The 26,369-nt window shown below is 66.0% G+C and carries 23 protein-coding genes and 4 pseudogenes; 2 read left to right on the top strand and 25 right to left on the bottom strand.

Annotated features, from left to right (window positions below):
• Positions 1–552 (top strand): annotated as a pseudogene (locus tag XCSCFBP4642_RS0112300) (IS3-like element ISXac2 family transposase); the annotation flags it as partial.
• Here XCSCFBP4642_RS0112300 and XCSCFBP4642_RS0112295 read toward each other — a convergent pair.
• From XCSCFBP4642_RS0112295 to XCSCFBP4642_RS0112175, 24 genes and pseudogenes are all read right to left on the bottom strand, one after another.
• Complete coding sequence (locus XCSCFBP4642_RS0112295) at positions 518–1,042, bottom strand: transposase (protein WP_029220045.1); 525 nt, start codon at positions 1,040–1,042, stop codon at positions 518–520. The pseudogene XCSCFBP4642_RS0112300 and the gene XCSCFBP4642_RS0112295 overlap by 35 nt on opposite strands.
• A complete protein-coding gene (locus tag XCSCFBP4642_RS0112290) occupies positions 1,043–1,792 on the bottom strand; it encodes a TIGR03747 family integrating conjugative element membrane protein (protein WP_029220044.1) in 750 nt (249 codons plus the stop codon).
• A complete protein-coding gene (gene traD / locus XCSCFBP4642_RS0112285; protein WP_029220043.1) occupies positions 1,789–3,972 on the bottom strand; it encodes a type IV conjugative transfer system coupling protein TraD in 2,184 nt (727 codons plus the stop codon). Before traD ends, XCSCFBP4642_RS0112290 begins: the two co-directional genes overlap by 4 nt.
• A gap of 1 nt (position 3,973) precedes the next feature.
• Positions 3,974–4,546, bottom strand: coding sequence for an integrating conjugative element protein (locus XCSCFBP4642_RS0112280; protein ID WP_029220042.1), 573 nt, complete (start codon positions 4,544–4,546; stop codon positions 3,974–3,976).
• Positions 4,543–5,154 carry a lysozyme family protein gene (locus tag XCSCFBP4642_RS0112275; RefSeq protein WP_029220041.1) on the bottom strand — a complete coding sequence of 204 codons (612 nt, stop codon included), beginning with the start codon at positions 5,152–5,154 and terminating at the stop codon, positions 4,543–4,545. The genes XCSCFBP4642_RS0112280 and XCSCFBP4642_RS0112275 overlap by 4 nt, the downstream gene beginning before the upstream one ends.
• Positions 5,139–5,897, bottom strand: coding sequence for a TIGR03759 family integrating conjugative element protein (locus XCSCFBP4642_RS0112270; protein WP_029220040.1), 759 nt, complete (start codon positions 5,895–5,897; stop codon positions 5,139–5,141). The genes XCSCFBP4642_RS0112275 and XCSCFBP4642_RS0112270 overlap by 16 nt, the downstream gene beginning before the upstream one ends.
• A gap of 6 nt (positions 5,898–5,903) precedes the next feature.
• Complete coding sequence (locus tag XCSCFBP4642_RS0112265) at positions 5,904–6,521, bottom strand: hypothetical protein (protein WP_029220039.1); 618 nt, start codon at positions 6,519–6,521, stop codon at positions 5,904–5,906.
• A 29-nt stretch (positions 6,522–6,550) separates the two neighbouring features.
• On the bottom strand, positions 6,551–7,153 hold the full coding sequence (gene pilL2 / locus XCSCFBP4642_RS0112260) for a PFGI-1 class ICE element type IV pilus protein PilL2 (RefSeq protein ID WP_029220038.1): 603 nt from the start codon (positions 7,151–7,153) through the stop codon (positions 6,551–6,553).
• A gap of 352 nt (positions 7,154–7,505) precedes the next feature.
• A complete protein-coding gene (locus XCSCFBP4642_RS30515) occupies positions 7,506–7,769 on the bottom strand; it encodes a hypothetical protein (RefSeq protein WP_323134702.1) in 264 nt (87 codons plus the stop codon).
• A gap of 276 nt (positions 7,770–8,045) precedes the next feature.
• Entirely contained in the window at positions 8,046–8,666 is a 621-nt protein-coding gene (locus tag XCSCFBP4642_RS0112250; protein WP_029220036.1) for a hypothetical protein, read from the bottom strand.
• A 157-nt stretch (positions 8,667–8,823) separates the two neighbouring features.
• A complete protein-coding gene (locus XCSCFBP4642_RS0112245) occupies positions 8,824–9,570 on the bottom strand; it encodes a hypothetical protein (RefSeq protein ID WP_033898315.1) in 747 nt (248 codons plus the stop codon).
• The gene (locus XCSCFBP4642_RS29670; RefSeq protein WP_029220034.1) at positions 9,500–13,141 is read right to left on the bottom strand and encodes a hypothetical protein; all 3,642 of its coding nucleotides are present in this window, start codon (positions 13,139–13,141) and stop codon (positions 9,500–9,502) included. The genes XCSCFBP4642_RS0112245 and XCSCFBP4642_RS29670 overlap by 71 nt, the downstream gene beginning before the upstream one ends.
• 385 nt (positions 13,142–13,526) lie before the next feature.
• Positions 13,527–14,174, bottom strand: coding sequence for a DUF1629 domain-containing protein (locus XCSCFBP4642_RS0112230; RefSeq protein ID WP_029220032.1), 648 nt, complete (start codon positions 14,172–14,174; stop codon positions 13,527–13,529).
• 138 nt (positions 14,175–14,312) lie between these two features.
• Positions 14,313–14,948 carry a DUF1629 domain-containing protein gene (locus XCSCFBP4642_RS0112225; protein ID WP_029220031.1) on the bottom strand — a complete coding sequence of 212 codons (636 nt, stop codon included), beginning with the start codon at positions 14,946–14,948 and terminating at the stop codon, positions 14,313–14,315.
• Positions 14,949–15,427: 479 nt separating this feature from the next.
• A complete protein-coding gene (locus XCSCFBP4642_RS0112220) occupies positions 15,428–15,751 on the bottom strand; it encodes a hypothetical protein (protein ID WP_029220030.1) in 324 nt (107 codons plus the stop codon).
• A 68-nt stretch (positions 15,752–15,819) separates the two neighbouring features.
• On the bottom strand, positions 15,820–16,398 hold the full coding sequence (locus tag XCSCFBP4642_RS0112215) for a hypothetical protein (RefSeq protein ID WP_033898314.1): 579 nt from the start codon (positions 16,396–16,398) through the stop codon (positions 15,820–15,822).
• Between the two features lie 132 nt (positions 16,399–16,530).
• On the bottom strand, positions 16,531–18,804 hold the full coding sequence (locus XCSCFBP4642_RS0112210) for a helicase-related protein (RefSeq protein ID WP_029220028.1): 2,274 nt from the start codon (positions 18,802–18,804) through the stop codon (positions 16,531–16,533).
• Positions 18,805–18,973: 169 nt separating this feature from the next.
• Positions 18,974–20,072 (bottom strand): annotated as a pseudogene (locus XCSCFBP4642_RS24755) (DUF6094 domain-containing protein).
• Positions 20,073–20,145: 73 nt separating this feature from the next.
• Entirely contained in the window at positions 20,146–20,799 is a 654-nt protein-coding gene (locus XCSCFBP4642_RS0112200) for a hypothetical protein (protein WP_029220027.1), read from the bottom strand.
• A 77-nt stretch (positions 20,800–20,876) separates the two neighbouring features.
• Positions 20,877–21,139, bottom strand: a pseudogene (locus XCSCFBP4642_RS24750) (hypothetical protein).
• 14 nt (positions 21,140–21,153) lie between these two features.
• Complete coding sequence (locus XCSCFBP4642_RS0112190) at positions 21,154–21,561, bottom strand: hypothetical protein (protein WP_029220026.1); 408 nt, start codon at positions 21,559–21,561, stop codon at positions 21,154–21,156.
• Positions 21,562–21,667: 106 nt separating this feature from the next.
• Positions 21,668–22,063, bottom strand: a complete 396-nt coding sequence (locus XCSCFBP4642_RS0112185; protein ID WP_425480113.1) for a hypothetical protein — start codon at positions 22,061–22,063, stop codon at positions 21,668–21,670.
• A 51-nt stretch (positions 22,064–22,114) separates the two neighbouring features.
• Positions 22,115–22,813, bottom strand: coding sequence for a DUF3275 family protein (locus XCSCFBP4642_RS0112180; protein ID WP_029220024.1), 699 nt, complete (start codon positions 22,811–22,813; stop codon positions 22,115–22,117).
• A gap of 59 nt (positions 22,814–22,872) precedes the next feature.
• Positions 22,873–23,730, bottom strand: a pseudogene (locus XCSCFBP4642_RS0112175) (DUF3577 domain-containing protein); the annotation flags it as partial.
• Between XCSCFBP4642_RS0112175 and XCSCFBP4642_RS24745 the strand changes: the two are divergent.
• Positions 23,617–24,396 carry a calcium-binding protein gene (locus XCSCFBP4642_RS24745; protein WP_228325749.1) on the top strand — a complete coding sequence of 260 codons (780 nt, stop codon included), beginning with the start codon at positions 23,617–23,619 and terminating at the stop codon, positions 24,394–24,396. The pseudogene XCSCFBP4642_RS0112175 and the gene XCSCFBP4642_RS24745 sit on opposite strands and share 114 nt — an antisense overlap.
• A gap of 33 nt (positions 24,397–24,429) precedes the next feature.
• Here the strand turns inward: XCSCFBP4642_RS24745 and mobH are convergent, their stop codons facing one another.
• Complete coding sequence (gene mobH, locus XCSCFBP4642_RS0112165; protein ID WP_029220021.1) at positions 24,430–26,337, bottom strand: MobH family relaxase; 1,908 nt, start codon at positions 26,335–26,337, stop codon at positions 24,430–24,432.
• Between the last annotated feature and the right edge of the window lie 32 nt (positions 26,338–26,369).

Below are 26,369 nucleotides of genomic sequence, written 5' to 3'. Positions count from 1 at the left end.
GAGTTGAACCTGCGGATCAAGCCGAAGAAGCGGCTGGTGCGTGAGCGGCCCGAGCCTCTGGCGGTGCCGGAGGCCATCAACCAGGTCTGGTCGATGGACTTCATGCACGACCAGTTGGCCGACGGCCGCAGCTTCCGGCTGTTCAATGTGCTCGACGACTTCAATCGCGAGGGGCTGGGGATCGAGGTGGATCTGTCGCTGCCGTCAGCCCGGGTGATCCGGTCGCTGGAGCAGATCATCGAGTGGCGCGGCAAGCCCGCTGTGATCCGCTGCGACAACGGCCCTGAATACATCAGTGGCGCGTTGCTGTCCTGGGCGCAGCGGCATGGCATCCGGGTCGAGCACATCCAGCCGGGCAAGCCACAGCAGAACGCCTACGTTGAACGCTACAACCGCACCATCCGCTACGCCTGGCTCGCCCGAACCCTGTTCGACACCATCGACCAAGTGCAGGACAAAGCCACCCGCTGGCTATGGACGTACAACCACGAGCGCCCGAATATGGCGCTCGGCGGCATCACACCAGCGATGAAGTTGGCGATGGCCGCTTAGCTCCACTTCTGGCGACCGCTAGAAGTGGGGGGATTACCGTGGACACGTTCTCGATGCCTCGGGTCAGGAAGTGCGTCCAGCCCATCCAGTGCTTGAGGGTGCCGAAGACATGCTCGACGGTGCTCTTGCGCACCGTCATGGCGTGAGGCATCCGGTCCAACCGTTGCTGAACCCTGTCCATGACCTCCTCGTGTTCCCATCGTCTGATGCGCCGGGACTGGCTCGTTGTGCATTGCGCTTTCATGGCGCAGGCGGGGCAGGCGCTGGACCAGTAGATGCTTATCTGCAATCCAGCTTCTTCTCGGCTGAAGCGGCGGATCGCCCGCTGGCCTGCTGGACATTGGTACTCATCATCGCGAGCGACATAGATGAAGTCGGTTTTATCGAACCGGCCTTCGAATTTGGCATTGGATGTCATAAGCTTGGGAACCAGCGCGGCAACGCCGGCATCCTCGCAAGCCTTGAGTGCAAATTGGAAAAATTCAAGCAATCAGAGGTATTTCTTAAAACTTCCCGCTGCGATATCCACCGCCACCCCCAGCAGTGCGGCTGCGGGCAGCAGGATCGCCACCGGATGCATGCTCACTGGCAGCGCCAGGTAGGTCATCCAGGGCAGCACCGCCAGCGGCACCAGGCTGGCCCGTGCCCGGTGGTACAGAAACCCCGATTCCCGACCCGCGCCGAATCGGCGGATGTCCCGGCGCACCAGCCCGTCCACTAATCCTGCGAACGCGGCCAGCATGAAGAGCGGCAGCGTCAGGCACAGCACTAGCAGCCGTACGAGGAACACCAGCACCGTATATCCCGCCGCGATGAGGTAGTCCTGCGCATGCGTGGCGACCGTTCCCAGGGCCTTCTGCAGGCTCCACGCGTGGCCGCCTGCGTTCGTCCTCGCCTGACGCGAGGCGTCCTGCATCCAATCGAGCAGACCGCTGCGCAAGAACACCCATTCGTAGCCCTGTTGGACCCAATGGTGCGCGGTGCGGCCAGGCTCCTGCACGAAGGCGCTGCGCACGAAGTAGTCGGACAGCTGGTCCAGCTCATGTCCCAGCATGGCCTGCGCATGGCGCCAGCCCTGGTCCGGCCAGAACAGCGCAGTACCCAGACATTCGACGACGATGCACAGCAGGAGCGAGCCGCACAACACCCCGAAGCAGCGGAACGGAAGCGTGGCAAGGCCGACGATAAAACCCTGCTGGCGGACCTGCTGGCGCTGGGCGGTAGCAGCGATGTCGCTCATGGTCGGCCGGCCTCTTCACCGGAGTCGGCGTGGTGACCTTCATCGGGTGCCGAGACGCTGTCCTGCAGCAGATCGTCCGGCAGGCCGGTGTCCAGCCCTGGGGCCGCGCGGCCGTCCCACCAGTCTCCGGCATCCATCACGTAATGCAGCCGCATGCCGGCGGCGAGCTCCTGCAGATCGCGCGGCATGGCTTCGTCGGGATCGGGCGCGGGCAGCGGCATGCGCACCTTCCAGAGGTTGCCGCCTTCCATCAGCGCGAACGCTTGTCCCTTGGGAAGCGCGACCACGTGCGCGGGCTCGATCATCGGCACGCTGGTGCTGGCGATACGGTCCTGGGTGTTCGAGGTGAACGCCGTGTTGCCCGTGGGATCGGAGCTGTCGGTGGCGCCGCTCATCACCGAGGTCGCGAAGACCTCGACCTTGGGCAATTGGCGCGTCAGCAGTTCAGCCGTGACCGTCTCGCGCACCCGCAGCATGACCAGGTTGTTGAAGTTGCCCACGACCTGTCCCGCCTTCGCGCGGTTGCCGATGCGCGCCTCGATGTCGGAGAGCGTCTGGGTGTACGCCGTGACCTGGATGCCGGCACCGCCGCCCTTGTTGACCATGGGAATGAACTCGTCGCCCATGAGCTCGTTGAACTCGTCCGCGTGGACGTTGATCGGAATCTTGGCGTTTGGATTGGCGCTGGGCAGGCCGTCATCCACGCCGAACTTGTAGATGTGGCCGGCGACCGAAACCATGTCCGAGAACATCGAGTTGCCCACCGCGGCGGCCACTTCCGCGTCGGACAGCGCGTCGAGCCCGACATACACGATCGCGCGCTTGCGGATGATCTGCATCCAGTCGAAGATCGGCCGCGGATCGGCCAGGTCCGAGTAGTTCGGAGCCAGCAGCTGGGCGATCTTGCCGGTGGTGAGTTTTTCCAGCAGCGGCAAGAGGCTCGCGACGATCTTGTCGAAGTACGTGCGGTCGTAGCGCACTGCGCTACGCAGGCCGTCAAGCACCGGGTCGTAGACACGGACCTGTGAGAGGTATTGCTCGATGGCGACTACGCGCTTCTCGCGGCCGATCATGTTGCGCGGAATGGTTTTCTCGTTGAGCCGGCCTTCGAGCTGGACGATGACCTCCCAGGCCTTGGGCTCGGTCTTCGCGAAGAACTGCGCTGCGTACTCCATGAACAGCGCATCGATGTTGATGACGTGGCGCTGGATCAGCAGGTAGTCCGGGCGCTGGCCCAACTCCACGAGAGCCCGCGCGATGATGTTGACGAACCTCCAGGCAAACTCGCGGAAGGCCGCGCTGTTGCCTTCGCCCGAGAGCTGTCCCGCGATGCGCGTGGCGACTTCGGAGATGCGGCCGAAGCGGCCCACGGCGTTGTAGCGGGCGCTGAGGTCGGGCCAGCCCAGGTGGAAGACGTAGAACTCGCCTTCGCGCCCGGCGCGGCGCGCCTCCACGTACATGCGCTTGAGCAGATCCGCGTCGCCCTTCGGGTCGAACACGATCACCACCTCATGCCCGCCATCCGTTGCGCGCCGGCGGATGTCCTGGGTGATGAACAGTTCGGCCAGCCGGGTCTTGCCGACCCGCGTGGTGCCGAGCACCAGCGTGTGGCCCACCCGCTCGCCCAGCGGCAGCGTGACGTCCACCTCCTGCGGCTCGATGCCATGCAGGCGCGGCAGCCCGCCGACCGGAGGCAAAGGCCGCACCGGGTTCAGGGCATGGTCCCAGGCGGACCAGCGCGCCAGCCGCGCGAATGGCGGCGGTGCGAACTCCAGGCGCTCTTCGCAGCGCCGCGCGAACCGGTAGAGCGCTGTCGGCTCGACGTAGCGGCGAAACTCGGGCCGGTAGGTCTGCATCAGCCTGTGGGTATGGCGCTGGTCCCAACGGAAGCCGCGCCCCAGGAACAACCGTTGCTGGCTGACGGGCACATCGCGGCTGGTCATCACATAGCGGGGCAGGCGACGGATATTGCGGCGGTAGCGCAGGATCGCGCACGCCTGCCGGAGCCTGACCCCGCCGAAGACCGCGAAGGCGAGTGCGCTCGCGAATCCCAGCTGCGGGTTGAGCGCCAACGCCCACGGTGCCGCCACGCATGCCAGCGCGGCCGCTGCGCATACTGCGACGGTGTATAGCTCCACCGCGGGGCGCAGCAGCACCTCCACCGCGTGCGCATGTGCCATGTCACTGCTCGATGCCCGTGGCCGTCAGCAGGGCCGGATAGTGGCGAAGGCCCAGGCGGCGTGCCAGGTCGTCCCCGGACGCCGGGAAGAGCGTCAGGCAGGGAGCGAGGCTGCGCAGCGCAGCCAGTGCTTGCTGCGACTCCACGTTCACCACGAGCCCGGCGGCACGGAGGCTGCGCAACTGGTCCTGCCGTTGCCGCAACCAGGCGCGAGAGCGCGGATCGTCGCCGACGAGGAAGAACGGTGTGAGGCCCGGCGCGTCCAATGGGCGGGCATCGACAGCGCCGGGAGAGAGCCGCGTGGAGCGCACCGGCAGCAACGCCGCTTCCCCATGTTGCGTGGGTGGCGGCGGTGTGGCCGAAAGCGGGAGGCCGTCCTCCGGGTGCTGCGGCGGCAGGCCCAGGTCGTCGTAGTACGGCTGCGCGGGGGCGCCGCCGCGGTCCTCGACGACGATCAGCGTGTGGCGTTGCGGTGCGGAGCGCGGAACGGTCTCCGCGAGCAAGGGGGCGGAAGGCAGGCAGAGCGCAGCCAGCACGAGCGCGAAGGCCGGGCGGCGGAGGGCAAGTGTCTTCATGGCCGGGAATCTCGATGTCCGTTCAACGTGGCGATGGCCTGCGGGCGGCCCAGCACGCGCATGAGGTGGTGTTGCACCCTTCCGCGGTAGCGCAGTGCTGGCAGACCGCCGGCAGGGCGGTGGTAGCGACCGATCGCCATGAGCCAGTCCTCTCCGGGCGTGTGCTGCTCGCGCAGGATCTCCGCGGCGATCGCCAGATTCCGGTAGGGGTCCAGCAGCGCGCAGGGTTGCGGTGCCCGCTGCGCGTGGTAGCCGGCGTTGATCTGTCCCAGGCCGACGTCGATGCGCTGCGCGGGCGTGTTCCGCAGTGCCTGGCGCAGAGCGAGGCAAGCGCCCGCCCGGGTGGCGTGGCGCTGCGGAGCGCCCGCCACGTTGAGTGTCCAGGGCCAGGGAATCAGCCGGCCTCGCAGCCGTGTGCCGCTTTCCTGCAATGCGATCGCGTACAGCACGGTAGAGGGCACACCGGCTTGCGCCGCAGCGATCTGGTAGGCCGGTGGCGGTGTTTCCTGGCCCCAGGCCGTTCCGGCGACGCAGGTGACCGTGAGCGCCGCGATCGCCAGGACGGATCGCAGCTGCGGGGGGCGCGGCGGTTTCACTGGCGCTGCCATTGGCCGCCGACCTCGCGCACGACCGCGGGAAGCTCGCCGGGCACGCCCAGCGACAGCCAGCGTCCACCGTCGTGGTTGAGCGTGATGGCTTTGGCCTGCACCTTCGCGGGATCGATGGCCGCCTGACGCGCCCACCGGCGGATGCGTTCGTCGTCGCCGCGGCTGCCGACCACGTACACGTCCATGGTCGTGCCAGCCGACTGGAGTTGCTGCACCCGCTGGTCGCAGGCAGCGCAAGCTTCTTTCACGAACACCGCGAGCCGCCCAGGCTCCGCCGTACCGGCTCCAGCGCCGCGTACATCGCCGCCCGTCTGGCCGCCCGGCAGGGCCACGCGCTGCAGGTCTGGATGCAGGCGCTGCCAGGCCGCGTCGTACGCGCGCTGATAGTCCAGAGTCTTCTGGACACGCCGCGCCTCGGCCTGCACCTGCAGTTCCGCAAAATGGTGACGTTCCTCGTCGCTGCGCGCCTCGATGCCCAGCGCGGTCAACGGGTCGAGGTGGGGCGAATAGATGCCGAGCGGACCCTGCATGAGCGAGCGATAGCGCGACCAGTCCTCGGCGCGCAGGTTCCACTCGCGGGCGCGTGCCTCGTCGTCCCGCTTGTCCGCGGCTGTCCGTACTTCGGTTTGGACGACGCGGGTCGCGCCTTGGAGTGCCTGGGCATGGACTGGCACGCTGGCACCCAGCGCGCACACCGATCCGGCCAGCAGCAGGGCAAAATTGGAAGGGCAGGGCGCTCGCATGCCAGCCTACCGCGAGTGCAGCGGCAGGCGGCGCACCTGCTCGCCCACGGTGAACTGCGCGGTGTCCCGCTCGATTGCCTCCAGCCGCCATCCGCGTTCCTGGTCACCCTCGCGCAGGAGCCGTACTTCGGCGGACGACGCATGGTCCTTGGGGGCGATCGCCAGGAAGGGCACGCCCGCGCGCAGTTCGGTGCCAAGGACCGTGAACGGAGGTGGGCTCGGGGGAAGGGTTTTCGGGACTGATGCGTCCGAGGTACGGGGCTTGGGGACTGTGGATGGACGCGCTGCGACCTGCGATTGCAGCGCATCCACGCGTGCAGACAGCGCAGCCAGGTCTTCCGCTTTGGCCGCCGCGGCCTGGGCTTGTTCCAGGCGCGTGATGCATTCGCCGATGGCCTGCTGCGCCGCCGAGAACGCCACTTCGCTCACGGGCGGCGGTTGGCGCTGCGCCGCCTCGACTGCACCGCGCAGCTGCGCAACGCTGTCCCCCAAGGTCTGCATTTCCGCATCGAGGTTCGCGCTCCGCACTTCCTTCTCCATGTGCGAAAGCCGGGCCGTGTTGAAGGCTGTCGCGATCCCGAGCACCAGCACGGCCACCGTTCCGGTGACCACGGGCCAGCGCATGCGAGGGCGTCCGCCTGGAGGAAGGGAAATCATGGCAACGTCTCCAAGTGCGAACGGACGGGCGCGGCCTCGATCAGCGGAATCCGCCCATCGGTTTGGTTGGTGCCTGGCATTGCGGTGTCGGCGCCGACCGCTTCCGCGCGGCGGAAGCAGACCTCCCGTTGGGTGTGGTCCACGTCGAGAAGCCATGCGTTGCCCGACATCGCGAGGAGGGCCGAGAGCAGCGTGGTCGGCCCAAGGTGTACGTGGGCCGCGGGCAGGGGCAGTGCATACAGCATGGCGCTGTCGCCGCTGGGCGCGCAGAGGCGATAGCCCGAGTGCCGCAATAGGTACTGCAGCCCGTCCCCTACCGTGGCGCGATCCGAAACGGGTAGCGTGACGTCGACTATCTGCATCAGCAGATCGCGCTGTCCGGCCATGGGCTCGATCTCCACGAGTGTGTAACGTCCCTGCCGGACAACGGGCACCGCGGGGAAAGACGCTGCGGTGCTGACGCCGGAAGAGGTCGATGCGGCCGGCGCTGCCGTGTGCCTCGCCGGCGGCGCACCGGCACAGCCGCTCAGCAAGGCCAGTGCGAGGACGATGGCGGCAGCGCTAAAGCTGCGGGGCTCGGGCAGGATAGAAGGCGGCATTCAGTGCATCCCGGCATGTGGATGGCCGAGACGATGCGGGAGTGTGTTCCTCTGGTCAGGCAACAAACGGGATTGCGGCGATGCGCTTTCGTCGAGCCAGGCGTCCGTGTTGCGACAGCCCGTCTGGGCACTCGCCGAGGAACCGTTTCTCAGCTACTCGAAACTGTCCCGTGGGTAGGATTAGCCAGCCGGAAGACTGCGGTCGATGACTCATCCACGCGATGAAGAGGACGGTGTGGAGCGCGGGTGATGCTGCCTGCTGCCTGGCGTAAAAAAGCCGCCAGCGCAGTGCCGGCGGCTGTCGATGGCTCGCTACCGGCGCGCCGTGCCGTTCGGTCCCGTGAGTGCCGGTCTAGCCGATCCCGAGCTTGTTCTTCGTGGTCTTGGCCGGCGTGATGGATACGCGGCTCATGCAATCGAGCTTGCTGGCAGGAAACGAGTACGCGACGATCGCATCGCCAACCTGCGCGCCCAAGGTGTAGACGGCATGCTCATTGGCGCCGCGCGCATAGTCCATCACGATGAGGCTCGGATACTGTTTCCGCAGCGCTGCCATCGAGACGCAGCTGCCTGTCACGTCGAAGGACGCCGAATCGGCGCGGTTGTCCGCTCCCATGACCACCACGGCATTCGACGCGAACAATGATGGCGCGATTTCCGTCGACTTCCCGCGGGGCTCCTGCCCATTGGATACAGCGGTAGAGGCGGAGCGGGGGGAGACGAGTTTCAGCACGTGCTTCCCGTCTCCCGGAAGGGCCAGGGCGATTTTTTCAGAGAAGGCCCAGAGCTGCTTTTCAGCGGCGGCGGGAGCGCGCGGTGCGGCTGCGGCAGGCACGAGCGGAGCAGTCGCGAGGACGACCGCGCCCAGGGCGGCAACGAAAGTCTTCATGGCTTATTGCTCCTCTTGCGACGGGGGATTGAGTTTGTCGTACTCGTTGCCGTAGTACACCTTGTAGTTCTCACCGGTGGTGGACGTGACATTGGCCTCGCAGAATGCGTCACCCACACGTTGCGCCAGATCGGTCCCTCCGGCCGCGATGGTGGACAGCAGCGCCGGGGCGTTCGCCGCGATCAGGCTGATATCGGCGTCTCCCTGGGAGGTGTCCAGGATCTCGTTGCGCGCCGTGGAATTGTTGAGCACGGCCCGGCCTTCATTGGTGCAGGCTTTGGCGATGTAGTCCTCCCGCGTGCCGAGCACCCAGCCCTGGTCCAGGTACAGGTGGCCCATCTCGTGGCTGACCATGGACACCCTGGAGTACAACCCTGGAATGTCGTTGGAGGCACACGAATAGTTCTGGATGTAGACGGTGCTTCCGGGCTTGTCCAGATAGGTGGCTGGGCCGTACACGAAGGGGAACGTGGTGCCGTTGACCTGTCCGGTGAGCGTGCTGGAGGCAAAAATGACGAAGTCCACGCACTCGCCAAGTCCCGTGTTCACGGGCTGCTCCTGTGCGCGGGCTTGAGGGACACACAAGGCCGACATGGCGATGACGGCCGCGCTGAACAACTTCATGCTTCCTCCTTCCTTGGGACGTGAGCGTTTTCTAGAACAGGCAAAGGCTTGAATGCAAGCACGGTGCGTTGCAAATTTGACGCGCATCGCGGTTGCCCGGGCGCAAGAATGCGGACTGCGAGGAGGCCGCAATGGCGCCCGGCTGTGATGGCGGGAATCAGCGTGGCTGGGATTCGCGCAGGGTGACCACCCGGTACTGGCCACGGTCGCCGTAGCGCGGCCCTTTCTTCTCGAAGTCGGCGCAGAGCCGGTCGTCGCCACAGGCGACGAGGTTGGCCCGCGCCACGCGATCCAGGTAGGTGATTTCCGCCCGGCGCTGTTTCGCCTCCGCGATGGTGGCGTTGGCGCCATGGAGTGCGTATGCCACGGCGCACAGCCCCATGATGGCTGCTACCCCCATCGCGATGGTGCCCATCCACATCCGGCGCATCACCGTGGTTTCCAGCGATTGCTGCGTTTGCGCGTAGCGCTGGGTGGCCTGCTGCAGCTGCTGGTTCGTGGCGGTCAGCGTGCGGTCGAAGCGCTCGGCGGCGGGATCCAGCGCGACGGAGAGCGCCTGTTGCGTCAGCTGCTTCAGCCGCGGAAGCGCATTCTCCACGACACGATGGACGCGCTGATCGGCGTTGTTGGCTGCGTTCTGCAGCAACTGCATCTGCTGGCGCACCTGATCCTCCAGGGCCTGTTCGCGCCGCTGCAGCTGTCCGATCAGCGCCGCCATGGCCTGGATGGATTCCTTCATTGCGTGTTCCGGGCCGTCGTCATCTGGCACTGCTGAGGTGTTGTGCATGTCCATCGTGGTCTCTTGAGGATTCAATTCGCCTTCCGGGTTCGCGTTATCCGCCGCCGCCACCGCCTCCTCCGGCGCCTCCACCGCCACCGCCGTCGCCACCGCCGCCTCCTCCATCGCCCTGCGGCCCGCCCTGCATCGCGGGCCCGTGGGCGAACTGGGGCAGTGTCAGGACCATCACGGGGCCGCGGCTGGTCTGTATCTCGGCCGAGACGTCCATGCCCAGCGCCTGGCGCGCCGTCACCTGCTCCTGCGCCTCCTGCTGCGCCTTGGCATCCAGATGCGCATGGCCTTGCTCCGCCAGGGCAGCGCTGTGCGCACTGTTGGCGACCCGCTTCAATGCCTGCTCGATGGCCAGATCGTTTTTGCTGTCGATGGCGTACAGCAGATCATCGACATCCGGATCGCCGGTGATGGTCTTGCGTGTGGGTGGTGGACGATCGTCGTCCTGCTCGCCAGCGGATGGCGTGCCCGCCCGGTGTTGCGGGGCAGTCTCTGCGGCCAGAGAGGGGGGCTTTCTGAGCGCGGAGGGGCCGTTCGGGTCGTACCCCTCACGCAGTTCCAGATCCGTATACGGCTGCTCGCCGCGCTCCACGCGATCTTGCCGGGCCTGTGCGATGCGATCTTCCGTTTCGAGCTCCTGTTCGAGCCGGATGCGCAGCTCGCGCATGGATCGCGTGATTTCTTCCCAGGAGTTCGGGTCCGGCACAGGCGGGGCCGAAGGCGCCGGACCATCCGATCGAGCCACGGACGGCGGCTGGGGCGCATCGGCTTCGATCTCAGGCATGCCCGTGGAGCGGCCGGCGTTGGGCGGCGACAGGGAAGGTTCTGGCACCTGCGCGAGGTGTGGAGCGGCCGGCAACGCTGCAGTGATGCCGGAGACTTCCGGCGCCGAAGTCTCGGGTGTCGGCTCCGGGTGCTGCGCACCAGGATGCTCCGCCAGCAATCGCTCGGCTGGACCGTAGGATGCGGGCACCGTGCGCGTGTGCAACGCCTCGTCGGGCTGCGGCTCTACCTGCGGCGTGGACAGGTCCCGGCTTCCTTGTGGATCTGGCACCGGCCGCGCTTCCCCTGGCAATGCGGGCGAGATCGCAGCGCTGTGCAGCAGCGCTGGCTGGGCGCTATGGGTAACCTCATCTTGCGCGTGTTGGCCCTGTGTCCGCTGCTGCGCGATGTCCATGCTGGGGGCCGCCAAACGATCCACGGGCGGCTCCGCGAAACGCTGGGCCAAGCTGTCCTGGGTGGGCTGCGGCCCAAGGGTGCGTTGCTGGGTGTCGTGAGCAAGGGGCGTGGCCTGCGCAGCCGATGGGACCTCCTGCTTCGGCTCCTGCTCGTGCTGTTGAACCGCCCGGTAGGGCAGCGGGGCGTGCTCTGGAGGCTGCGCGTCTTGCGCCTGCCGGCGTTCTTGCGTGTGCTGGTCGGCGTCCTGTGTGCGGCGAGCGTCCTCCTCTCTCAACTCGGTCTGCCGAGCTTGTCCATCCAAGGTTTCTTGCTGCCGGGCGTCGTGCGATACCTGCTGTTGACGTTGTTCGCTCTGCTGCGCGTCGAGGGCCTGCCGCTGTTGCTGTTGCTGTTGCTGTTGCAGCTGCAGCTGCAGCTGCTGCGATTCTTGCTGGCGGAGTTCCGAAACTGCATGCGCCTGCAGCACCGCCGTGGCCTGGGCCCGATCGTCATGGGATGCCTGCTCCTGCAATGCGTGCGCGCGTGCCTGTGCCAGGTGTTGTTCCTGCGCCTGACGGTCCTCCTGCTGCCGCTCCTGGCGTTCCTGCGCGGCATGGGCCGCCTGGCCGCGGGCCTGCACATCGAGCGCGTGCTGGTTGGAGGGAGAAGCGTCCGAGGTGTCCGTATCCGCGGAGCCTTCGGAGGGACGCTGCGCGGAAGCCACTTGCTGCACGGGCACGGCCGAACGCTGTTGTGCCTGCACCTCCCGCAGCGCCTGGCGAATGTCGTCGGTGGTGGTGACCGCTGCGATGCGCTCCACGCCATCGGGGCCGCGTTGGAGATGGGCGATCGGACTGTCGGCGCCGTACTGACCGCCCGGCCCGCGCTGCAGCTGCATGGCGCCATCGCCTGCGAGTCCTTCCGCTTCGCGGGTGCGCTGCGTTGCCAGCTCGATCGCCTCTTGCCATTGCGGCTGCAGTTCCGTGCCCACGATGCGGTACTGGTACAGCGTCTGCTCGCGCTGCACGTCCTGCGGCGACGGCGGCGATTGCTGGATGGTGGCGATCGCCTGGGCCTGCTCGGCAAGTGCCGGCTGCAGCATCGCGCGCGTGGTCTCCAGCTCCAGCACGCGATTGGCATCGGGCGGAGCGCCTTGGCCGGTCCACTGGCCCTCCATGTCGCGGTAGTACCGCTGGCCGTTCGAGGCGGTCAGGGCATCCGGGTCCGGCAGCGCCTGCTGGACCGCGGGCGACATCGGCAAACCCTCGGCGGCCCAGCCACTGCGGTGGTAGGCCAGTTCATATCGCGTGGCGATCGCGCCGGGGCTATTGGCGATGTTGTGGGCGACGGTGGCCTGCGCCTGCGCATCCAGTTCCGCCGCGCGTGGCGGCAAGGCGGTCTCCTGCTCATAGCTGCCCCGATCGTTGGCTCCGGAGATCTCGGTCTTGACCAGGCGGTGCCATTGCCCGTCCGCGGGATCGCGCCTCCAGTCGGCAGCGCTCAGGCTTGGACGGTCGCCGGCATTGGCCGGCTGCCGATAGGGATCGATGGGCGCGGGGGCGTCTTTCAGCGCCAGCGCGGCGGTGGCATTGGTGGCCTGGTAGTTGAGTTCACGGGACTTCGCGTAGCTGGCGACGATCGGCATGGAAGCGGGGTTGTCGATCCCGTCGCTGGTCGTGTCGGCCATGCCGTCCCGTGCCCAGGCACGGCCATCGAACGACCATGCAATTCCGTCGCGATCGGTCTGGTGATAGATGGCGCGGTTGTCTAGCAGGGCGGCGGCTTTCTCGCCAGCGGCGCTCATGAAGTACGCGTCGGCCGCGATCAGCACCATCGGTCCGGCACCGGAGCTGCCCAGTGCGTAGGCGGCAGCGGTGCCGCCGGCCCAGCCACCCGCATTGCGCCCGGCGAAGTGCGCCAGCTCCGATTGCGCGGCCAGCGGATTGTCCTGGCCGAGAAAGCGTATGGAGCGCTGACCGGAGGCCACCGCGTCGGCGGCACTGGCGAGCAGGCCGGCGCTGCGCAGCGCCTGGCCCGCCGAGAGCTCACCTACCAGCAACTCGGCAGTAGCGAAACCCCGTTGCGAGCGTGGGGCAACCATGGAATCGAGATCCGACGCGGCAGAACTGGATGCCCTTGGCACCGTGCGCGGGGATTGCACTGCAGCGTTGCTGGAAAAAGCTTGACTGACCTGATCGGTACCCTGCGCTGAAAGCGTCAGGCGTCCACCTGCCTGCGCCTGCTCGACCGATTCCCCCAACACCTGCCGGCCGATTGCCGCATCGCCTTTGACTGTTTTGAAGCCCGGTTGATCGATCGCGTGAAGACTGTGGATGAGATTGGGTTCGGACTTGAGCACTACAGGCCAACGTGCTTCCGGACCCGTTAGTTTGATGGCTTCATCGATCTGCGGTGCGTGGGTCTGCTGGTAGGCAGGCAGTTTGTCGAAGAAATTTTTGTTGAACTGGTTGGCCTGCTCCGCCGTCATCCCGAGGGGCGTATTGGTCAACAGGTCATTGTTCACCATCGCCACTTTCAACGTGGCGCAAAGCCTGTCCACGTCCTTGGAAATCCTCGCAGCTGCTGCACGATCCCCGATCAGAGCTGCTTGGCCATCAGGGATATCTTGTAATAAAGTCAGTTCTTGTCTCAGGCCATCGGAATATTGGCCGAGAGGGCCGCCATTGTGAGGAGAGACGTCAAGCTGCAGCGCCAGTTGCTTGTCTGCTGGAAGGTTCAGCAGATTGGCGTCGCCATCCAGATTGAAAAGTCCAAAATTGGAGAGCTTCTTGAGCAGAGCGCTGTCTCGGAACGCTTGCTGCTCAATGAGGTGATGTCCCTGAAAAACCGGCTTGTCATTCTTCGCCACGGTCCGAAGTTCCGAGTTGGCATATCACGGTGAGTGCAAGCCACTAGAAATCGGCGGCGTCCTTCCACCACAGTCCATCGGAGCTGGGTTTTACTCCAATCCCTGCGCTCCGTATCGCGTCATGCATGGTTCGATCACAGACCACACTGGAGGGCTTCTCTCCCATCCTGAAGACATGGGCATTCCCAATCAATTCTTCCTTGAAGGATAGTTTCGCGCCTCCTGAAAACGTGATGATCTCCACGTCTTGGTTCGCAGCGTGGTCCCGGGCGATTCGCGTCTGAAATTCAGAGTTGGATTTGTCCAGCGCGAAAATGGCCCGAACCACGTCGCACAGGTAGTGCTGTGGTCCCTTCGAGCCGTCTGGCAATGTGTAGTCGCACGGCACGAATGCAAAACCTTCGGCGTCCACCGACTCGAAAACGCGCTTGAGTCGCTCAGAGACCAGCCAGTAGCCACTGAACCCCCCTTCGAGATCTCGGGGGCGCCTTTTTGAATTGCGCTCGTGAGCCAGAACCGGCGTTTCTGCCAGCGGAGGAAATCCGCCTTCTTGGGGCCGAATAATCAGGCGCGGAGGTGTCAGAAGGGCTTCTTCGTTGGCAATTTCAACATCGGTTCCAGGGCCGCCGCCGCGAGTATCCGGATCGAGGAGGTAGAAGCGTCCTTCTTGGGAATTTTTGCTGCTGTTCATTGGATCACTTCAATTTATTCTTGTGCAGTTCGGCGATTGACAATGATTTGATGGGTGATGGAGCATCAAAGCGGTAGTGTCAAAACATTCGACCAGCTTGCCACCCACTGAGAGGAAGTTCACCACAGTCAGGGTGGATCAGCAATTCGCGGCATCTTCAAGCCAGACACCGCGAGAGCGGGGCGCTTTTCCAAAGCCGCCTGCTACCAGGGCATCTCGCAACATGCGATCACAAACGATGAGTCGACTGTTGTAGGGCGTCCGGAAGACATGGGCCGTTCCGACCACCTCCTTGATGAAAGTCAGGTTTGCACCACCAGCCAGGCTGTAGTGCCTTCCATCAGAGTAGCCTTCCGTCAGGATTTTCAGGGTGGAGGCAGCCTCATCGAGCGCATCCAGTGTCCTGACTACATCGCACAGGAAGTAGGGTGGACCCTGCGATCCGTCCTCCAGAACGAACTCGCAAGGCACGAACGCAAACCCGTCAGGATCGACAGTTTCGAGGATGTGCTTCAAGGGCTCCGATGTCAGCCAATATCCGCTGAATCCTCCCTGCAAGTCCTCGGGCATCCGGCCCTGGCGCTTGTCGTAGCGCAATCGCGGCGTTTCGCTCAGAGGCGGAAATCCACCGTCCCTGGGACGAATGATTCCCTGTCCGGCGGGGCGAAGCTCTTTCTCGTTTTCGAAAACCACCCCATGCCCCGGCCCGCCACCGCGCACGTCGGAGCTGATGACATAGAACTCGCCCGCCTTCGGCTTATTGTCCATCTTCATTGGGTCTTGACCTTGCTGATAACCTGAGGGCCTTCCTAGCGCAGTGGGTGGCCTGGGAAGCCAACTGCCTCCGCCTTCCGCGAGCCATCGCAGCTGCGCTTTGGCCTCGCTTCTTGAGCCGTCGATCGCTTCGTCGGTTCCAGGTCCGCCACCGCGCATGTCGGAATCGAGGAGATGGAAGCGTACCTTCGCAGGTTGTGGCTGCTCATCATGGAGGCGCTTCGGTCAACGGCTGGTCGGTTGGGAAGTGGCGCGAGCCTTCACCAGTGAAGTTTCTCAAGCCAGAGGTTGGGTTCCTCAATCAGCTTGCCACAAACCTGCTGGGAGCTCGACCAGGTGGAGTCATCCGTCCGCGGCAACCCCGAAGCCAGACGCTGCGCAAGGCATACAGCAGAGGATTGGATCGTGGCAAGAATGCCAGCCTGGATGGCCGCGCGCAGTAGGGAAAGTCTGACGGCAACGCCCGCGCCTGCAATGACTTACCCGCAGTAGGCAAGGGCCGTTACCCGGTACTTCTCGGTAAAGCTGCGGGGTTTGGGGTTTTCCGTGGCGCCGACGCTCGCCACGGTGAAGCCGTTCGGGCAGAGCCTTCGGAGATCGCTCTCGCAAGGAGGCGCGGTCGTCGCGTCAAACGTATTGCCAGGCTCGTTGCACGTAGCGAGGTAGCTGCCGTCATCGCGGCTCTTGAAGGAGCCCAGCCAGTCGTCGAAGCGATGCATGCCGCGATCCACCGAAGCGCAGCCGGCCAAGGTCAGGGTCAGCGTGATCAGGAAAGCCCGAGTGACGAGAGATTGCTGCGGCATCTGCGCCCATCCTGGGTTCCGAAAACCAGTGCGCGCGCCAGTTTGCGCGCGAGATCGATGCTATGTCGTCACTCGATCTTGAGTGTGAAGTTGGCGTTAATCGCCCAGCTGCCCCCGCTGTTGCCGAAGCTGAGCGCCGTCTGGAAACTGCCCGCCGTCGGGGAGTTCCAACTCGCTTGCCATGCCCCGTCAGCGTTCCTGCTCAGCGCGGCGCTGGCGCCGCTGGCGAACTTGAACTCGGTGCCGATGGAGTCGTTCGAGAACGAAAACGACGCATCGCCCACGGTGACCCTGCCGGACCCGCTGAGCTCTCCGCCCGGGGCGAACGATGCGCTCAACTCGAAGTTCTCCATGCCGGTCCTGAAACCCACGCGGCCGTCCATCGAGCTTCCGTTGGTGGAGGCCGAGCCGAAGGCGTTCCCCCTCTCGACATTGACCTCGGCGCCACCGGTCTTCACCCGACCGTTGAACCTCGTGGTGGAAATCTGGCCGCTGAAGGTGGCTCCGATGACGCGCCCGTTCTCCCTCCAGACATCAGCCTTGAACGGTATCTCATCGTCGGGAATCGGCTGGCCGGGCGTCGGGGGCCGTGCGCTCGGCAGCGCGTCCCGATCGGGGGTGGCCGATGGTGTGCGAGATGAAGTCATGCTGCTCTCCAAGTGGGTTCGACAAGCGGGACAGTGTGTATGGCAGCCTCCATTGCCGAGGTAACCCCTGGTAAGGAGACGCGCGCAAAAAAAAGCGGCTCCCGAAGGAGCCGCCAAAGGGTCGTCAAAGGATCAATGCACCAGCTGCCGTGCCAGAGCCACTTCCACGGAATCACCATCCTGGTTCAGCACGTCGAGCCCGCTCTCGGGAATGTCGCCGGACGTGCTCTGCGCCACCATGATCTTCTGGGCCATCAGCTTCAGGCAACTCATTTGCGACGAAGCGGCGTAGCCGAGATAGATCACCTTGATGCATTGCGTCTGGCCGATGCGCCAAGAACGCCGTGCCGCCTGTTGCAACGAGTACACGTTGTAGCCGGATTGCATGAAAACGATCGTTGCAAACTCCAGCAGATCCAGCCCGGTCTTGACCAGCTCCGGGTTCGTGATGAGCACATCGATGCCGCGGTCCAACTGCTCGGCGATCCAGTCCTCGCGGCGGCTCGCGTCCACGTTCGCACGGAGCACAGCCACCTTGAAGCCCGCGGCTTCGAGCAGCCGCTTGAGCCGCGAGGTCGTGTCCCGCGTTCCGGTGTACACCGTGTAGACCAGCGTCTTGCGGCCCTGCGCCTTCTCCTGCCGGCAGATGTCGATCAGCTCCCGCTCCTTGGGCATCACCTCCGCCTCGTTGAACTGGGGCGCCACGAACGCCAGCGTGTCGCGTGTGCGGGGATGCACGACGTTCTCCGCGCGGAAGCACGTGTCCGGCCAGGCCAGCAGCACGTTGAGGACCACACCGAGCAGCGTCGTGTCGCGATGGGCCAGGGCCTGGCGCAACGCGTTGGTGAGCGCTATCGACAGCGCGCTGTAGGCGCTGGCCTGCGCGGGCGCCATCGGAACTTCGCGGAACTCCTCGTCGTACTGGGGCAGTACGTCGCTCCCGAGGTCTCGCAGCTTGAGGAAGATCGTGAACGGCAGCACGCACCGCAGTACGCCCTTGGGACCGAAGCCCGGTGCCTTGACCGTTCGGACACTGGTCTTGCTGCCCCTGGCGGTCTTGTGCGCCATGCCGGCGCTCTCGGAATAGATGTCCTTGAGCACCCCGTGGTCACGCATGAACGCCATCGCAGCCGAGGTCATCGAGCCATTCTTTGCCGGCCGGTAGCCGTCTTCGATCATCCGCCCGGGCAGGGCGCGGAACAGCAGATAGAAAAGGTCGTCGCCGTATCCACCCATCAGCGTGCCGGTGAGCAACAGTGCCTTGCGGCACTTCGCGGCCAGCACACCCATCGCCTGGCCCTGGGCACTGCCCCCGTTCTTGTACTCGTGCGCTTCGTCCGGTATCAGCAGGTCAAACGTGCCTTGCGGCAGGTAGCGTTTGATGAACTCCGTGGGCTGGTAGCCGCCCTCGCCGAAACCGAACTCCATGTTGGCCATGGCGCGCTCCATGCGCGCAGCCTGGCGGTCGGAGAACACCAGTTCGCCATTGGCGTCCATCAGGTTGATGAACTCGTGGATGTTGTCGCCGAGCATCGAGGCCAGGAAGCCGTCGCCGAACTTTCGCATCAGCTTCTGCGCGGTGGCTTTGCCAATCGTGGGAATGCGCTGGAGCGCCTTGGCGACGGCCGAGGATTGGGCGCTGCCGGACAGACTCTCAGGCCGCATGAGCGTCCACAGGGGCGCGGCGCAATGGCCGCACTTCCTGCGGTGCTCGTCCTCGTCCAGCGTGGCCGGATGCACCGGCTCGTCGTCGAAGTCGGTGACGACATGGCCGCAGTCGGGACACGTGGCCACGTCGCCGCGGCGTGTGCGCCGGACCGCGCAGACCGGCTTCCAGTGAAAGCCCATCCGCATTCGCACGCGGCCGAGGACGAAGAACTCCTGGCCGGTGGGACGTTCGCCCAACTGCTCGCGCAGCTTGATGAGTTTCACCAGGGTGTCCGGACCGTTGAGCACCCAGACCCTGGCACCGGCGACGGTTTCGAGGATTTCGCGCCGCCATTTGTAGACCAAGTGCGGCGGCGACAGCACAAGCGTGCGGCGGTAGCCTTCGGCGTGCAGCACGGCGGCCGTGGCGATGCCCACGGTCGTCTTGCCGCAGCCCATTTCGCCATTGATGATCGCGGCACGCTCGCCGCGATCGATCAGCAGTTCGGCGGCGGCGTGGACCACCTCGGCCTGCGCGGGGAACAGCGTGCGCTTGAGGCTGGCGACGATGTGCTGGCGATGGGCCCTGGGTCGGCCGCTGTAGACCGGTGGGTTGGCGCGGTTGAGGGACTCCAGCAGTTCGTCGCCGAACTCGGCGACGAACTCCGTGAGGCTCAGCTCCAGGGAAGAAGGCTCCGCGCCGAGCAGGTCGCCCTGCACGGGTGCGTTGTCCGCGGCGGTGTCGATTTCGAAGGACATGGTGATGCTCCATGAAAAATGGGGCATGCACCTCCCCTGCGGGGCGATGGCATGCCCCGGGTGGGAAGAAAGATCGGCGGTCCGCCGACAGGGTGAGGAAGAGCAGGGCGGTGGCGCCCCGTGGAACGACTGCGGTAGGCGGCGGTGCGCTGCCCTGAAAACAAACCGATCAGCGGATGGTGAGGACTTCGCCCAAGGTCGCCGATCCCGGGGTCATGTCCCAGGCCCGGATGACCGGCACGAACTTGTCGGTGAGGATGCGGGTTTCGGCCACCGAGCCGTCTTCGCGCTCGGTGAACTCCCGCTGGAGCGTTTTGTCCTTGTGGGTATCTCCTCGGACGACGAGCACGCGGCCGCTTTTGGAGCGCACCACGCCGGAGATCGCGCCGGCAGCCAGCGCGAGCGCCAGATGCCACGCGGACAATGCCCGGGCCGGTGGGCGCAGCGACTGTTGCGCCGCACCCAGGTGCGTGTCCAGCATCGGCCACAGCCCACGGAGCCGTCCGACCTCCTCGGCGAATTGCCCGGGCTCCATCGTCACGCGGTAGAAATGCTCCGGCTCGCACGGACTGGCGGGAACGCAGTAGGGAAGAAACGGCCAGTCGACCGGCAGTTCGTCGGCTTGCGCGTCACCATGCCCGATCCGCAGCAGCAGATCGCGCGCCGCGGCCGCGGACTCGGATACCAGCTCGCGCTGGCGTGTCCGGCGTCCGAAGATCACCACTTGCTTGAACTGCGTCTCCACCGCTCGGTAGACCCGCAGGCCGTCGAAGTGGCGCGTGAGCCATCCCACCAGTTCGGCATCGAGCACGTAGTTGGGCACGATGAAGACGAGCACGCCGCCGTACTGCAGCAGGCAGGGTGCGCTGGTAGAAGAGCTTCTCCAGCCGTGCTCGGCCCTGGCCCTGGTAACCGACGTTGCCGTTGGCGTCCTTGGACAGATCGCCGTAGGGCGGGTTGAGCCAGAGCAGGCCGAAGGCCTGGCGGGAGACCATCGTATCCATCAGGTCGCCGTGCAGGCAGTGATCCACCAACGCACGCGCGTGGGCCGCGCGCTCGCCGTCGTACTCGACGGCATACGCGGTGACCTGCGCGCGCCCGAGGGCGTGGGCCGCCTCGGCGATCGCCACGCCTTCGCCTGCGCAGGGATCGAGGATGCACATTGGACCGCTCGCGGGCGCGAGGGCGGACAGCACCCGCGCGAGTGTCGACTCGTCGGTCGGGAAGTAGCCGGCCTTGATGAAATTGCGCGCGAGGCGCGGAAACATGAGTGCCATGGAATGCTCCTGGTGCGGTGAGGAAAAAGAGAGCAGGGCCTTTGTCGCAGGCCCATCGAATGCGTCAGGCGCGTCGCCGAAGCGGCTCTGCCGGGAGGGCGTCCTGTGCGCAGGTGCGCAGAACGCCGCGGCGGATCAAGTCGCCCAGCGCTTGGATGAGCACGGGCACGTCCAGGGCCAGCCGATGGCCTTCGAGCGGCCCGAGGGCCAGCGGAAGGCGGCTCAGCATCGCGTGGGCGGACAGCAGCTCCAGCACGGTGTCGCGCCAGGGGCCAAGCAGGGGCAGCGGACAGGTCTGCCGCACCAGCGTCCACAATCGTTCGGTGGATGCGGTGTCGGCCTTCGGGATCAGCGCGAGCGCGCTGGCGTTCGCCCTGTCGGGCTGCACGCAGCGGCGATCGAACAGCCACAGGTGGACCATGGAGCCGAACAGGGTGCGTCGGTAGGCGCGGGTCGTGCGCTTTTCCAATTGCTCGGCGTTGCCGACGAACACGGGAAGCGACGCGCCCTCGCCGGTGACCAGATGGAACTGGTCCAGGCCTTGGGCGTCGCCTGGCAATGTCAGGCGCGCCAGAAACTCCTGGATGGCCGTGTCGCGTGCCCAGACGGACAGAAAGACGAGTTCGCCCTGTGCACCGCAGACGCACGCATCGGCCATCAGGTCGGTGCATTCGTCGATGGGGTACAGACGCTGGGAGGAAGAAGGGTTTGCGGGCATGGTGGTGTCCTTGGATGAAAAGGGAACAGCACTGCCCGCCGAGGCAAGCACTGCCCCGGGGGATGGAAGAAAGCCGCTCAGCCCGGCGAGAACCGCCGGGTGTGCGGGTCGAAGCGAAGCGCCTCGTTTGCCGAGGCGATCGGCGTGAAACCTTCCAGGTAGATGTCGTGGAGGTACTGGTCGCGGTAGGTCAGTGCCTGCCGTGCCTGTTCCTCGGTGAGGCCGTTGCGGATGAAGTGCTCGCGCATTTCCTCGTCGCCGGACACTTCGTCGTTGGACAAACTCCCTTCGACAAGCGCCAACAGCGAGGGCGAAAAAGCGCCGCCAGGATAGGGTCCATGCCGGCTCCATCGCTCAGGCGGTCGACGCCCCGGCGGATGCCGTGGCCACCGTGGGCGTGCGACGCCGCGCGTGGTAGGCGCGGACGCCTGCACGCCAGTCCGCGGACTGCTCTGGCGCGAGGTCCAGGTAGGACAGAGGGCACGAGTAGTGGTAGGGGTGCATGCATTCTTCCAGGGGCTTGTGGCCCCATTGGTCGCCGCTGCGCTCCAGCAGATCGCAACGGATGCTGCGCAGGGACTGGCCCGGCGCAAGATCGCGATGCACACCTTCGGCCTTGGCGGTCACTTCCGATACGGACCAGAGGACATTGCCGCGCAGCGCATGGGCGATGACCTTCACGCTGGCGCGCTCGGTCTCCTGCGGTGCGATCAATTCCGCGATCAGTTCGGACCGCGATTGGGGAGAAAAATACCAGCCCATGAGAGGCCTCCTGAGATAAAAGAGCCGGAGGTCTCCCCCGCAGGGAAGAACCCCCGGCGGGTGGTGAAAAGCCGCGTGTGCGGCGATTGGAGCGAAGGGCCCTTCGTCAGTTCGAACCGCAACCGGCGGGACAGCAACCCAGTTCGATGCCGTGCGAGCAATAGCCGTTCTCGGCATTCCAGATCTGGGATTCCCGCCGCTCGGCAGTTGTGGCGTAGTCCCATTCCCGCGCGATTGTCAAAGCCTGTTCGCGCTGGTCTGGGGGCAACCGACGGGCGCGCGCATCGATGGACGAACTGAAGCATTCGACGTAGTAGTCGTGAGACAGACCGCAACCCTGGTTGGCGCGTGTGGCGACTTCGTCGCACACCGTGCGCCACGCGGGTTCATCGAACACGTCGGGCATGCCGTCAGGCTGCGGTGAGGCAGAACTGCAATGGATCGTGGGCATGTTGAAGATCTCCAAAAAGAAGCCGGAGTGCGCTTGCGAATGGGAAGGCATGGGAAGGCGCTCCAGCGGGTAAAGAAATCACCGCGGACGCGGTGCACGGAACTACGCCGCCTGGGGTTCCGGCGGGCGTTGCCATTCCTGTGACCTGAAATCCAGCGCATAGCCGAGCGCGCCCAGGCGAGCGATCTGCGTGCGCAGCGTGCGGCGATCGATGGTCGAGTCCAGCTTGACGGACTCACCCAGGGGCCACAGCACGCCGAACAACGCAGCGTCCTCGCTGTCGGCACCGCTGGCGGTGGCGGCTTCGGTCGCGGGAGCGGATGGCGCTTCCACGCCGAACGGCGTGGTATCGATCAGTGGGTCTCTCGATGCCCGCTCGGGAGCGGGCTTGGGAGCGGGACTCGGCCCGGGAGCGGGTGCCGATGGGGTCGTGGCCGGTGCGCCCGGTTCCTCGTCCAGCGGATCGACGTCCTGCGGCGCAAAGCTGCGGGCATCGTCGCGACTGAGCTTGTCGATGCCGTGAAGCGTCATGCCGTCCAGGCTGGCGCGGATCTCGAATCGCATGCCGCCGCCGACCGGGTAGGACTTGGGGAAGATGTAGCGGATGATGAATTCCCCGTCGTATTTTCCCTCCGGGTATTGCTCCAGCTCCGGATCCTTGACCTCGAACACGCCGAGGTGCGTGGCGAGCCGGCCGACGGTGAAGGGGCCATTGCGGCCGCGGATGGTGCGCAGCGTGAGCTGGCCTGGGACGACGATGGGCGACACCGATGGTGGCTCGTGTGCCGTGGTGGTTGCCATGTGGTTCTCCTGGGGTATCGGGACGAGAAGACAGGGCCCCGTGAGGGGCCCTTGTGGGATCAATACGAATCGGCCAGAGCCGGCTCCCGCTCCCGTGCCTCGCCGCCCGGCTCGCGCGTGGCGGGCTCCGTGGCGTGGTCGTCGGTCGTGGGCGCGTCCGCGTTGTGGGACTCGGACGCTTGCTGGTCCGGCGATGCACAGCGGTCGGATTCCCCGGCCGGGTAGACCTTCTGCCCATCGATCTTGATGAGCCCGATATGGACGAGGTTGGACTCCAGGCCCGCGGCGGGCTCGCCCGCGTGTTCGCCCTTGGTGCGGATGTAGGGATCGATCTTCATGTCGTTCAGACGGAAGGCGATCAGCACCTTGCGTTCGGACTCGACGGCTTGAATGCAACGGCGCACCAGATGACACGCTGCTTCCGTGGCGACCTTCGTCTCGATGTACCGGTACGCAGGCTCTTCGACAGGGCCCGCGAGCGCGGCGATGCAGCAGGAGAGGAACGGGTCGCCATCCTTCGGCCGCACGTCCCCGGGGCGGTTGAGGTAGCCGATGCCCCGGGTGATGATCTCGTGCGTCTCGATGGCATTGAACTCGGCGCGATCGATCAGTTCGACCTTGAGCAGGCGGCCTTTGATGCTCGCGGCGGCCTCGCCCTTGCGCTCGCCGCCGGTGCGGAGGTACGCGTCGGGCCACAGGTCGCCAATGCGAAAGCGCACCAGCGGTCGGCTGCGGCGATCGTTCTCGCCGAGGTAGCGTTCCACCAGCTTCTTGGCCTCGGTCCCCGAGACCCGCATGTCGAAATAGCGGTAGCTCGGATCAGTCGCGGATCCGACCAGCGCTGCGATCTTGCAGGCCAGGAACGGCTGGGCACGGCCGGCAGCGACACGATCGATGGCCTGGCGGGCGCCGACACCATGACCGGTCTGGCGGGCGACGACACCTACATGGTGGACAACACGGGCGACCGGGCCGTCGAAGCGACGAATGCCGGGACCGACACGGTGATGTCCAGCGTGACTTTCACGCTGGGGGCCAACGTGGAGAACCTCGTGCTCACCGGCACGGGTGCGATCAACGGCACGGGCAACGAACTGAACAACCGGCTGACGGGCAACGCAGGCGCCAATGTCCTCACGGGGGGCGCGGGAGCCGACTATCTGGATGGCGGCGCCGGCGCCGACACGTTGGCGGGAGGCTTGGGCAACGACACCTATTGGCTCGCTCGCGGGTATGGCACGGACACGGTGCGGGAGAACGACACCACCAGCGGCAACCTCGATATCGCCAAGTTCGCGGGCGATGTGTCATCGCGGCAGCTCTGGTTCCGCAAGGCGGGCAACAACCTGGAAGTGAGCGTCATCGGCACGAGCGACAAGTTCGTGGTGACGGACTGGTACCGGGGTTCGCAGTACCAACTGGAGCGCTTCGAAGCCGGAGACGGCAAGGCGCTGCAGGCCAACCAGGTGCAGAGCCTCGTGCAAGCCATGGCCACGTTCTCGCCGCCAGCGGCGGGCCAGACCAGTCTGCCAGCGAACTACCAGAGCAGCCTGGAGACCACGTTGGCGGCGAACTGGAAGTGAGTTGAGGCGACGCGACGCCTCCTGGCCTCAGAGCTAGGGGGCGTCGGGCGCATCCATGCGGGCGGCATCCGTTGGTGCCTGGGCGCTTGCCGACGTGTCCTTCAAATGGAGAAACGGATTGTTGGCCGGTGGTTCCGACAGCGCCGAGAGCGGATCGCGCAACAGATAGCCATGGAGGCGGCGGGTCTTTCGGGGGCCCGCCACCTCGCAGGTCCAGATGTTCAGTCCGTTGTCCTGCTTGCGGTGCAGGCGCAGCCGCTCGAATTGCCGCTGCACCCATTGCCACTCGGCAAGGTCTTCGCCTTTCGCCAGTGCCCTGACCGCCGGGTGCTCCTGCGCGTAGCGCTGGAACACGCCCGGGCTCACGAGATAAGCGGTATCGGCCACCGTATGCACCAGTGCCTTCGCGTCGTTGAGGATGAGGCGGCGCTGTTGCAGGCCCTGCCTGAGCCATGCGATGAAGTCCTGCCCGGACGGAGCGCCGGAGCGCGGACGCGTCGCGGTCGCGGCCTCCTCCTGCACGGTTTCGCGGGGCGGCTTCCGCGGCGCAGGTACTTCCGCAGGCGCGTTGTCGGCGTGGTGTGCCGAGGGTGAAGCGGGCCAATCCGGCTGCAGCAATGAGAGCAGCGCGTCGACACCATCCTGTCGCGCAGACGGCGTTGGCGTGGCATCGGCCTCGGTGCGCTCGGCCCGCATGGCGCGCTGGTCGCTGTCGGGGGGCGGGGTGGCCGGTGATGGCGGAGCCGACTCCGCGTCCTGCAGCACCCGCACGGTTCCCACGAACGGTGCGGGACGCTCTGCCGCATCCCAGATCAGCGCGGGCGACAGGCGCAGGAAGGTGAAGGTGTTTGACCATCCGCTTTCGCTCGCCACACAGGCCCGCCAGATGGCCTTGCCGTCCGGCGCGGGCAGGGCGATGCCATGGTCCTGCAGCACATCGAACACCGCCGTATTGCTGGACGGAATGCCGTCCATGCCTTGGCCGAGCAGGTGCGCCCTGAGCTTGTCCGAGACCGTCTTGCTCACGAGCCACAGCGCATCCTGGGTCAGCCATCCGTCCGAAGCCTGGGGCTGGTTGAGCTGCAGCTGTTCGCGCAGCAGGTAGCGCAGGCCGTCCAGCAGTTTTCGTTGTAGCGCGTGGCGCGGCGCGGCCAGGGCCTTGGCGGGGTCGCCGCCCAGCGATTGCGCCACCGAGGCCTGGTCCGCCTGGACGACCAGCTCGCCGAGCACGCCCGCGTGTTCGTTCTGTCCCGCAAGCACGAAGAGCAGCGGAGACCACAGGTCGGGAAAGCCGCTCAACCAATCCAGGATCCGCGTGTCCAGCACCCGCGCATACAGCAGGCCGCCCGCGGCGCCGTGCAGCCGGTACTCGCGCCCGGAGCGGTAGCGGAAGCGATAGGGCTGCCGCAGCACCCCGTGCCATGCGCGCCAGGCGCTGCCGTCCTCCTGCTCCACGTCGATGTCGACGGCGATCTTGCCGATGTCGTGCAGGAGCGCCGCGTAGGCCACCCCCGCTGTCCATGCCTCCGCCTGCGCGGCCTGCGATTCGGGTGTCGCACCCGCCGGCAACAGGTGTGACTGCCGCAGCTTGAGCGCGTAGGCGACGATCTCCAGGCCGTGGTCGAGCATGCCGCCGGGGTGTGCGTGGTGGTGGCTCTCGGACGCAGGAAACAATTGCACCATTTCGGCGTAGCGCCGGATCGGGGCGAGGTAGAGGGCATCGAACTGCGCCCGCGACAGCGAGGTGCGCTGCCAGATGTGCTCGATGAGCTGCTGCCGGCGCACGGGCGCCAACAACTCGGAGGCCGAGAGCGGCGTCCTCCAGCCCGGCGCGGAGCCACGGCCCGTCCCCGTCTCCGGGGAGCGGGTCGTCGTGGCGGCTGTGGGCGCTTGCCTGCCCGCGCGCTGAGAGCGCTGGAAGAGCTGGAATGGCCGGAACATGGAATGGCGGTCGTTGGATCGTCCGGTGTGGC

The organism is Xanthomonas cassavae CFBP 4642 (assembly GCF_000454545.1).
In the GTDB taxonomy this organism is placed as follows: Bacteria; Pseudomonadota; Gammaproteobacteria; order Xanthomonadales; family Xanthomonadaceae; genus Xanthomonas; species Xanthomonas cassavae.
The sequence above is the reverse complement of the archived record's forward strand: the minus strand, read 5'-3'. Positions and strand labels throughout refer to the sequence as shown.

Bases quoted from the DNA above. Each gene is read 5' to 3' on its own strand.
- XCSCFBP4642_RS0112290 (WP_029220044.1), bottom strand. From the start codon at position 1,792: ATGAGCGACATCGCTGCTACCGCCCAGCGCCAGCAGGTCCGCCAGCAG.
- traD (WP_029220043.1), bottom strand. From the start codon at position 3,972: ATGGCACATGCGCACGCGGTGGAGGTGCTGCTGCGCCCCGCGGTGGAG.
- XCSCFBP4642_RS0112280 (WP_029220042.1), bottom strand. From the start codon at position 4,546: ATGAAGACACTTGCCCTCCGCCGCCCGGCCTTCGCGCTCGTGCTGGCT.
- XCSCFBP4642_RS0112275 (WP_029220041.1), bottom strand. From the start codon at position 5,154: ATGGCAGCGCCAGTGAAACCGCCGCGCCCCCCGCAGCTGCGATCCGTC.
- XCSCFBP4642_RS0112270 (WP_029220040.1), bottom strand. From the start codon at position 5,897: ATGCGAGCGCCCTGCCCTTCCAATTTTGCCCTGCTGCTGGCCGGATCG.
- XCSCFBP4642_RS0112265 (WP_029220039.1), bottom strand. From the start codon at position 6,521: ATGCGCTGGCCCGTGGTCACCGGAACGGTGGCCGTGCTGGTGCTCGGG.
- pilL2 (WP_029220038.1), bottom strand. From the start codon at position 7,153: ATGCCGCCTTCTATCCTGCCCGAGCCCCGCAGCTTTAGCGCTGCCGCC.
- XCSCFBP4642_RS30515 (WP_323134702.1), bottom strand. From the start codon at position 7,769: ATGGGAGCGGACAACCGCGCCGATTCGGCGTCCTTCGACGTGACAGGC.
- XCSCFBP4642_RS0112250 (WP_029220036.1), bottom strand. From the start codon at position 8,666: ATGAAGTTGTTCAGCGCGGCCGTCATCGCCATGTCGGCCTTGTGTGTC.
- XCSCFBP4642_RS0112245 (WP_033898315.1), bottom strand. From the start codon at position 9,570: ATGGAGGAGGCGGCGGTGGCGACGGCGGTGGCGGTGGAGGCGCCGGAG.
- XCSCFBP4642_RS29670 (WP_029220034.1), bottom strand. From the start codon at position 13,141: ATGGTGAACAATGACCTGTTGACCAATACGCCCCTCGGGATGACGGCG.
- XCSCFBP4642_RS0112230 (WP_029220032.1), bottom strand. From the start codon at position 14,174: ATGAACAGCAGCAAAAATTCCCAAGAAGGACGCTTCTACCTCCTCGAT.
- XCSCFBP4642_RS0112225 (WP_029220031.1), bottom strand. From the start codon at position 14,948: ATGAAGATGGACAATAAGCCGAAGGCGGGCGAGTTCTATGTCATCAGC.
- XCSCFBP4642_RS0112220 (WP_029220030.1), bottom strand. From the start codon at position 15,751: ATGCCGCAGCAATCTCTCGTCACTCGGGCTTTCCTGATCACGCTGACC.
- XCSCFBP4642_RS0112215 (WP_033898314.1), bottom strand. From the start codon at position 16,398: ATGACTTCATCTCGCACACCATCGGCCACCCCCGATCGGGACGCGCTG.
- XCSCFBP4642_RS0112210 (WP_029220028.1), bottom strand. From the start codon at position 18,804: ATGTCCTTCGAAATCGACACCGCCGCGGACAACGCACCCGTGCAGGGC.
- XCSCFBP4642_RS0112200 (WP_029220027.1), bottom strand. From the start codon at position 20,799: ATGCCCGCAAACCCTTCTTCCTCCCAGCGTCTGTACCCCATCGACGAA.
- XCSCFBP4642_RS0112190 (WP_029220026.1), bottom strand. From the start codon at position 21,561: ATGGGCTGGTATTTTTCTCCCCAATCGCGGTCCGAACTGATCGCGGAA.
- XCSCFBP4642_RS0112185 (WP_425480113.1), bottom strand. From the start codon at position 22,063: ATGCCTTCCCATTCGCAAGCGCACTCCGGCTTCTTTTTGGAGATCTTC.
- XCSCFBP4642_RS0112180 (WP_029220024.1), bottom strand. From the start codon at position 22,813: ATGGCAACCACCACGGCACACGAGCCACCATCGGTGTCGCCCATCGTC.
- mobH (WP_029220021.1), bottom strand. From the start codon at position 26,337: ATGTTCCGGCCATTCCAGCTCTTCCAGCGCTCTCAGCGCGCGGGCAGG.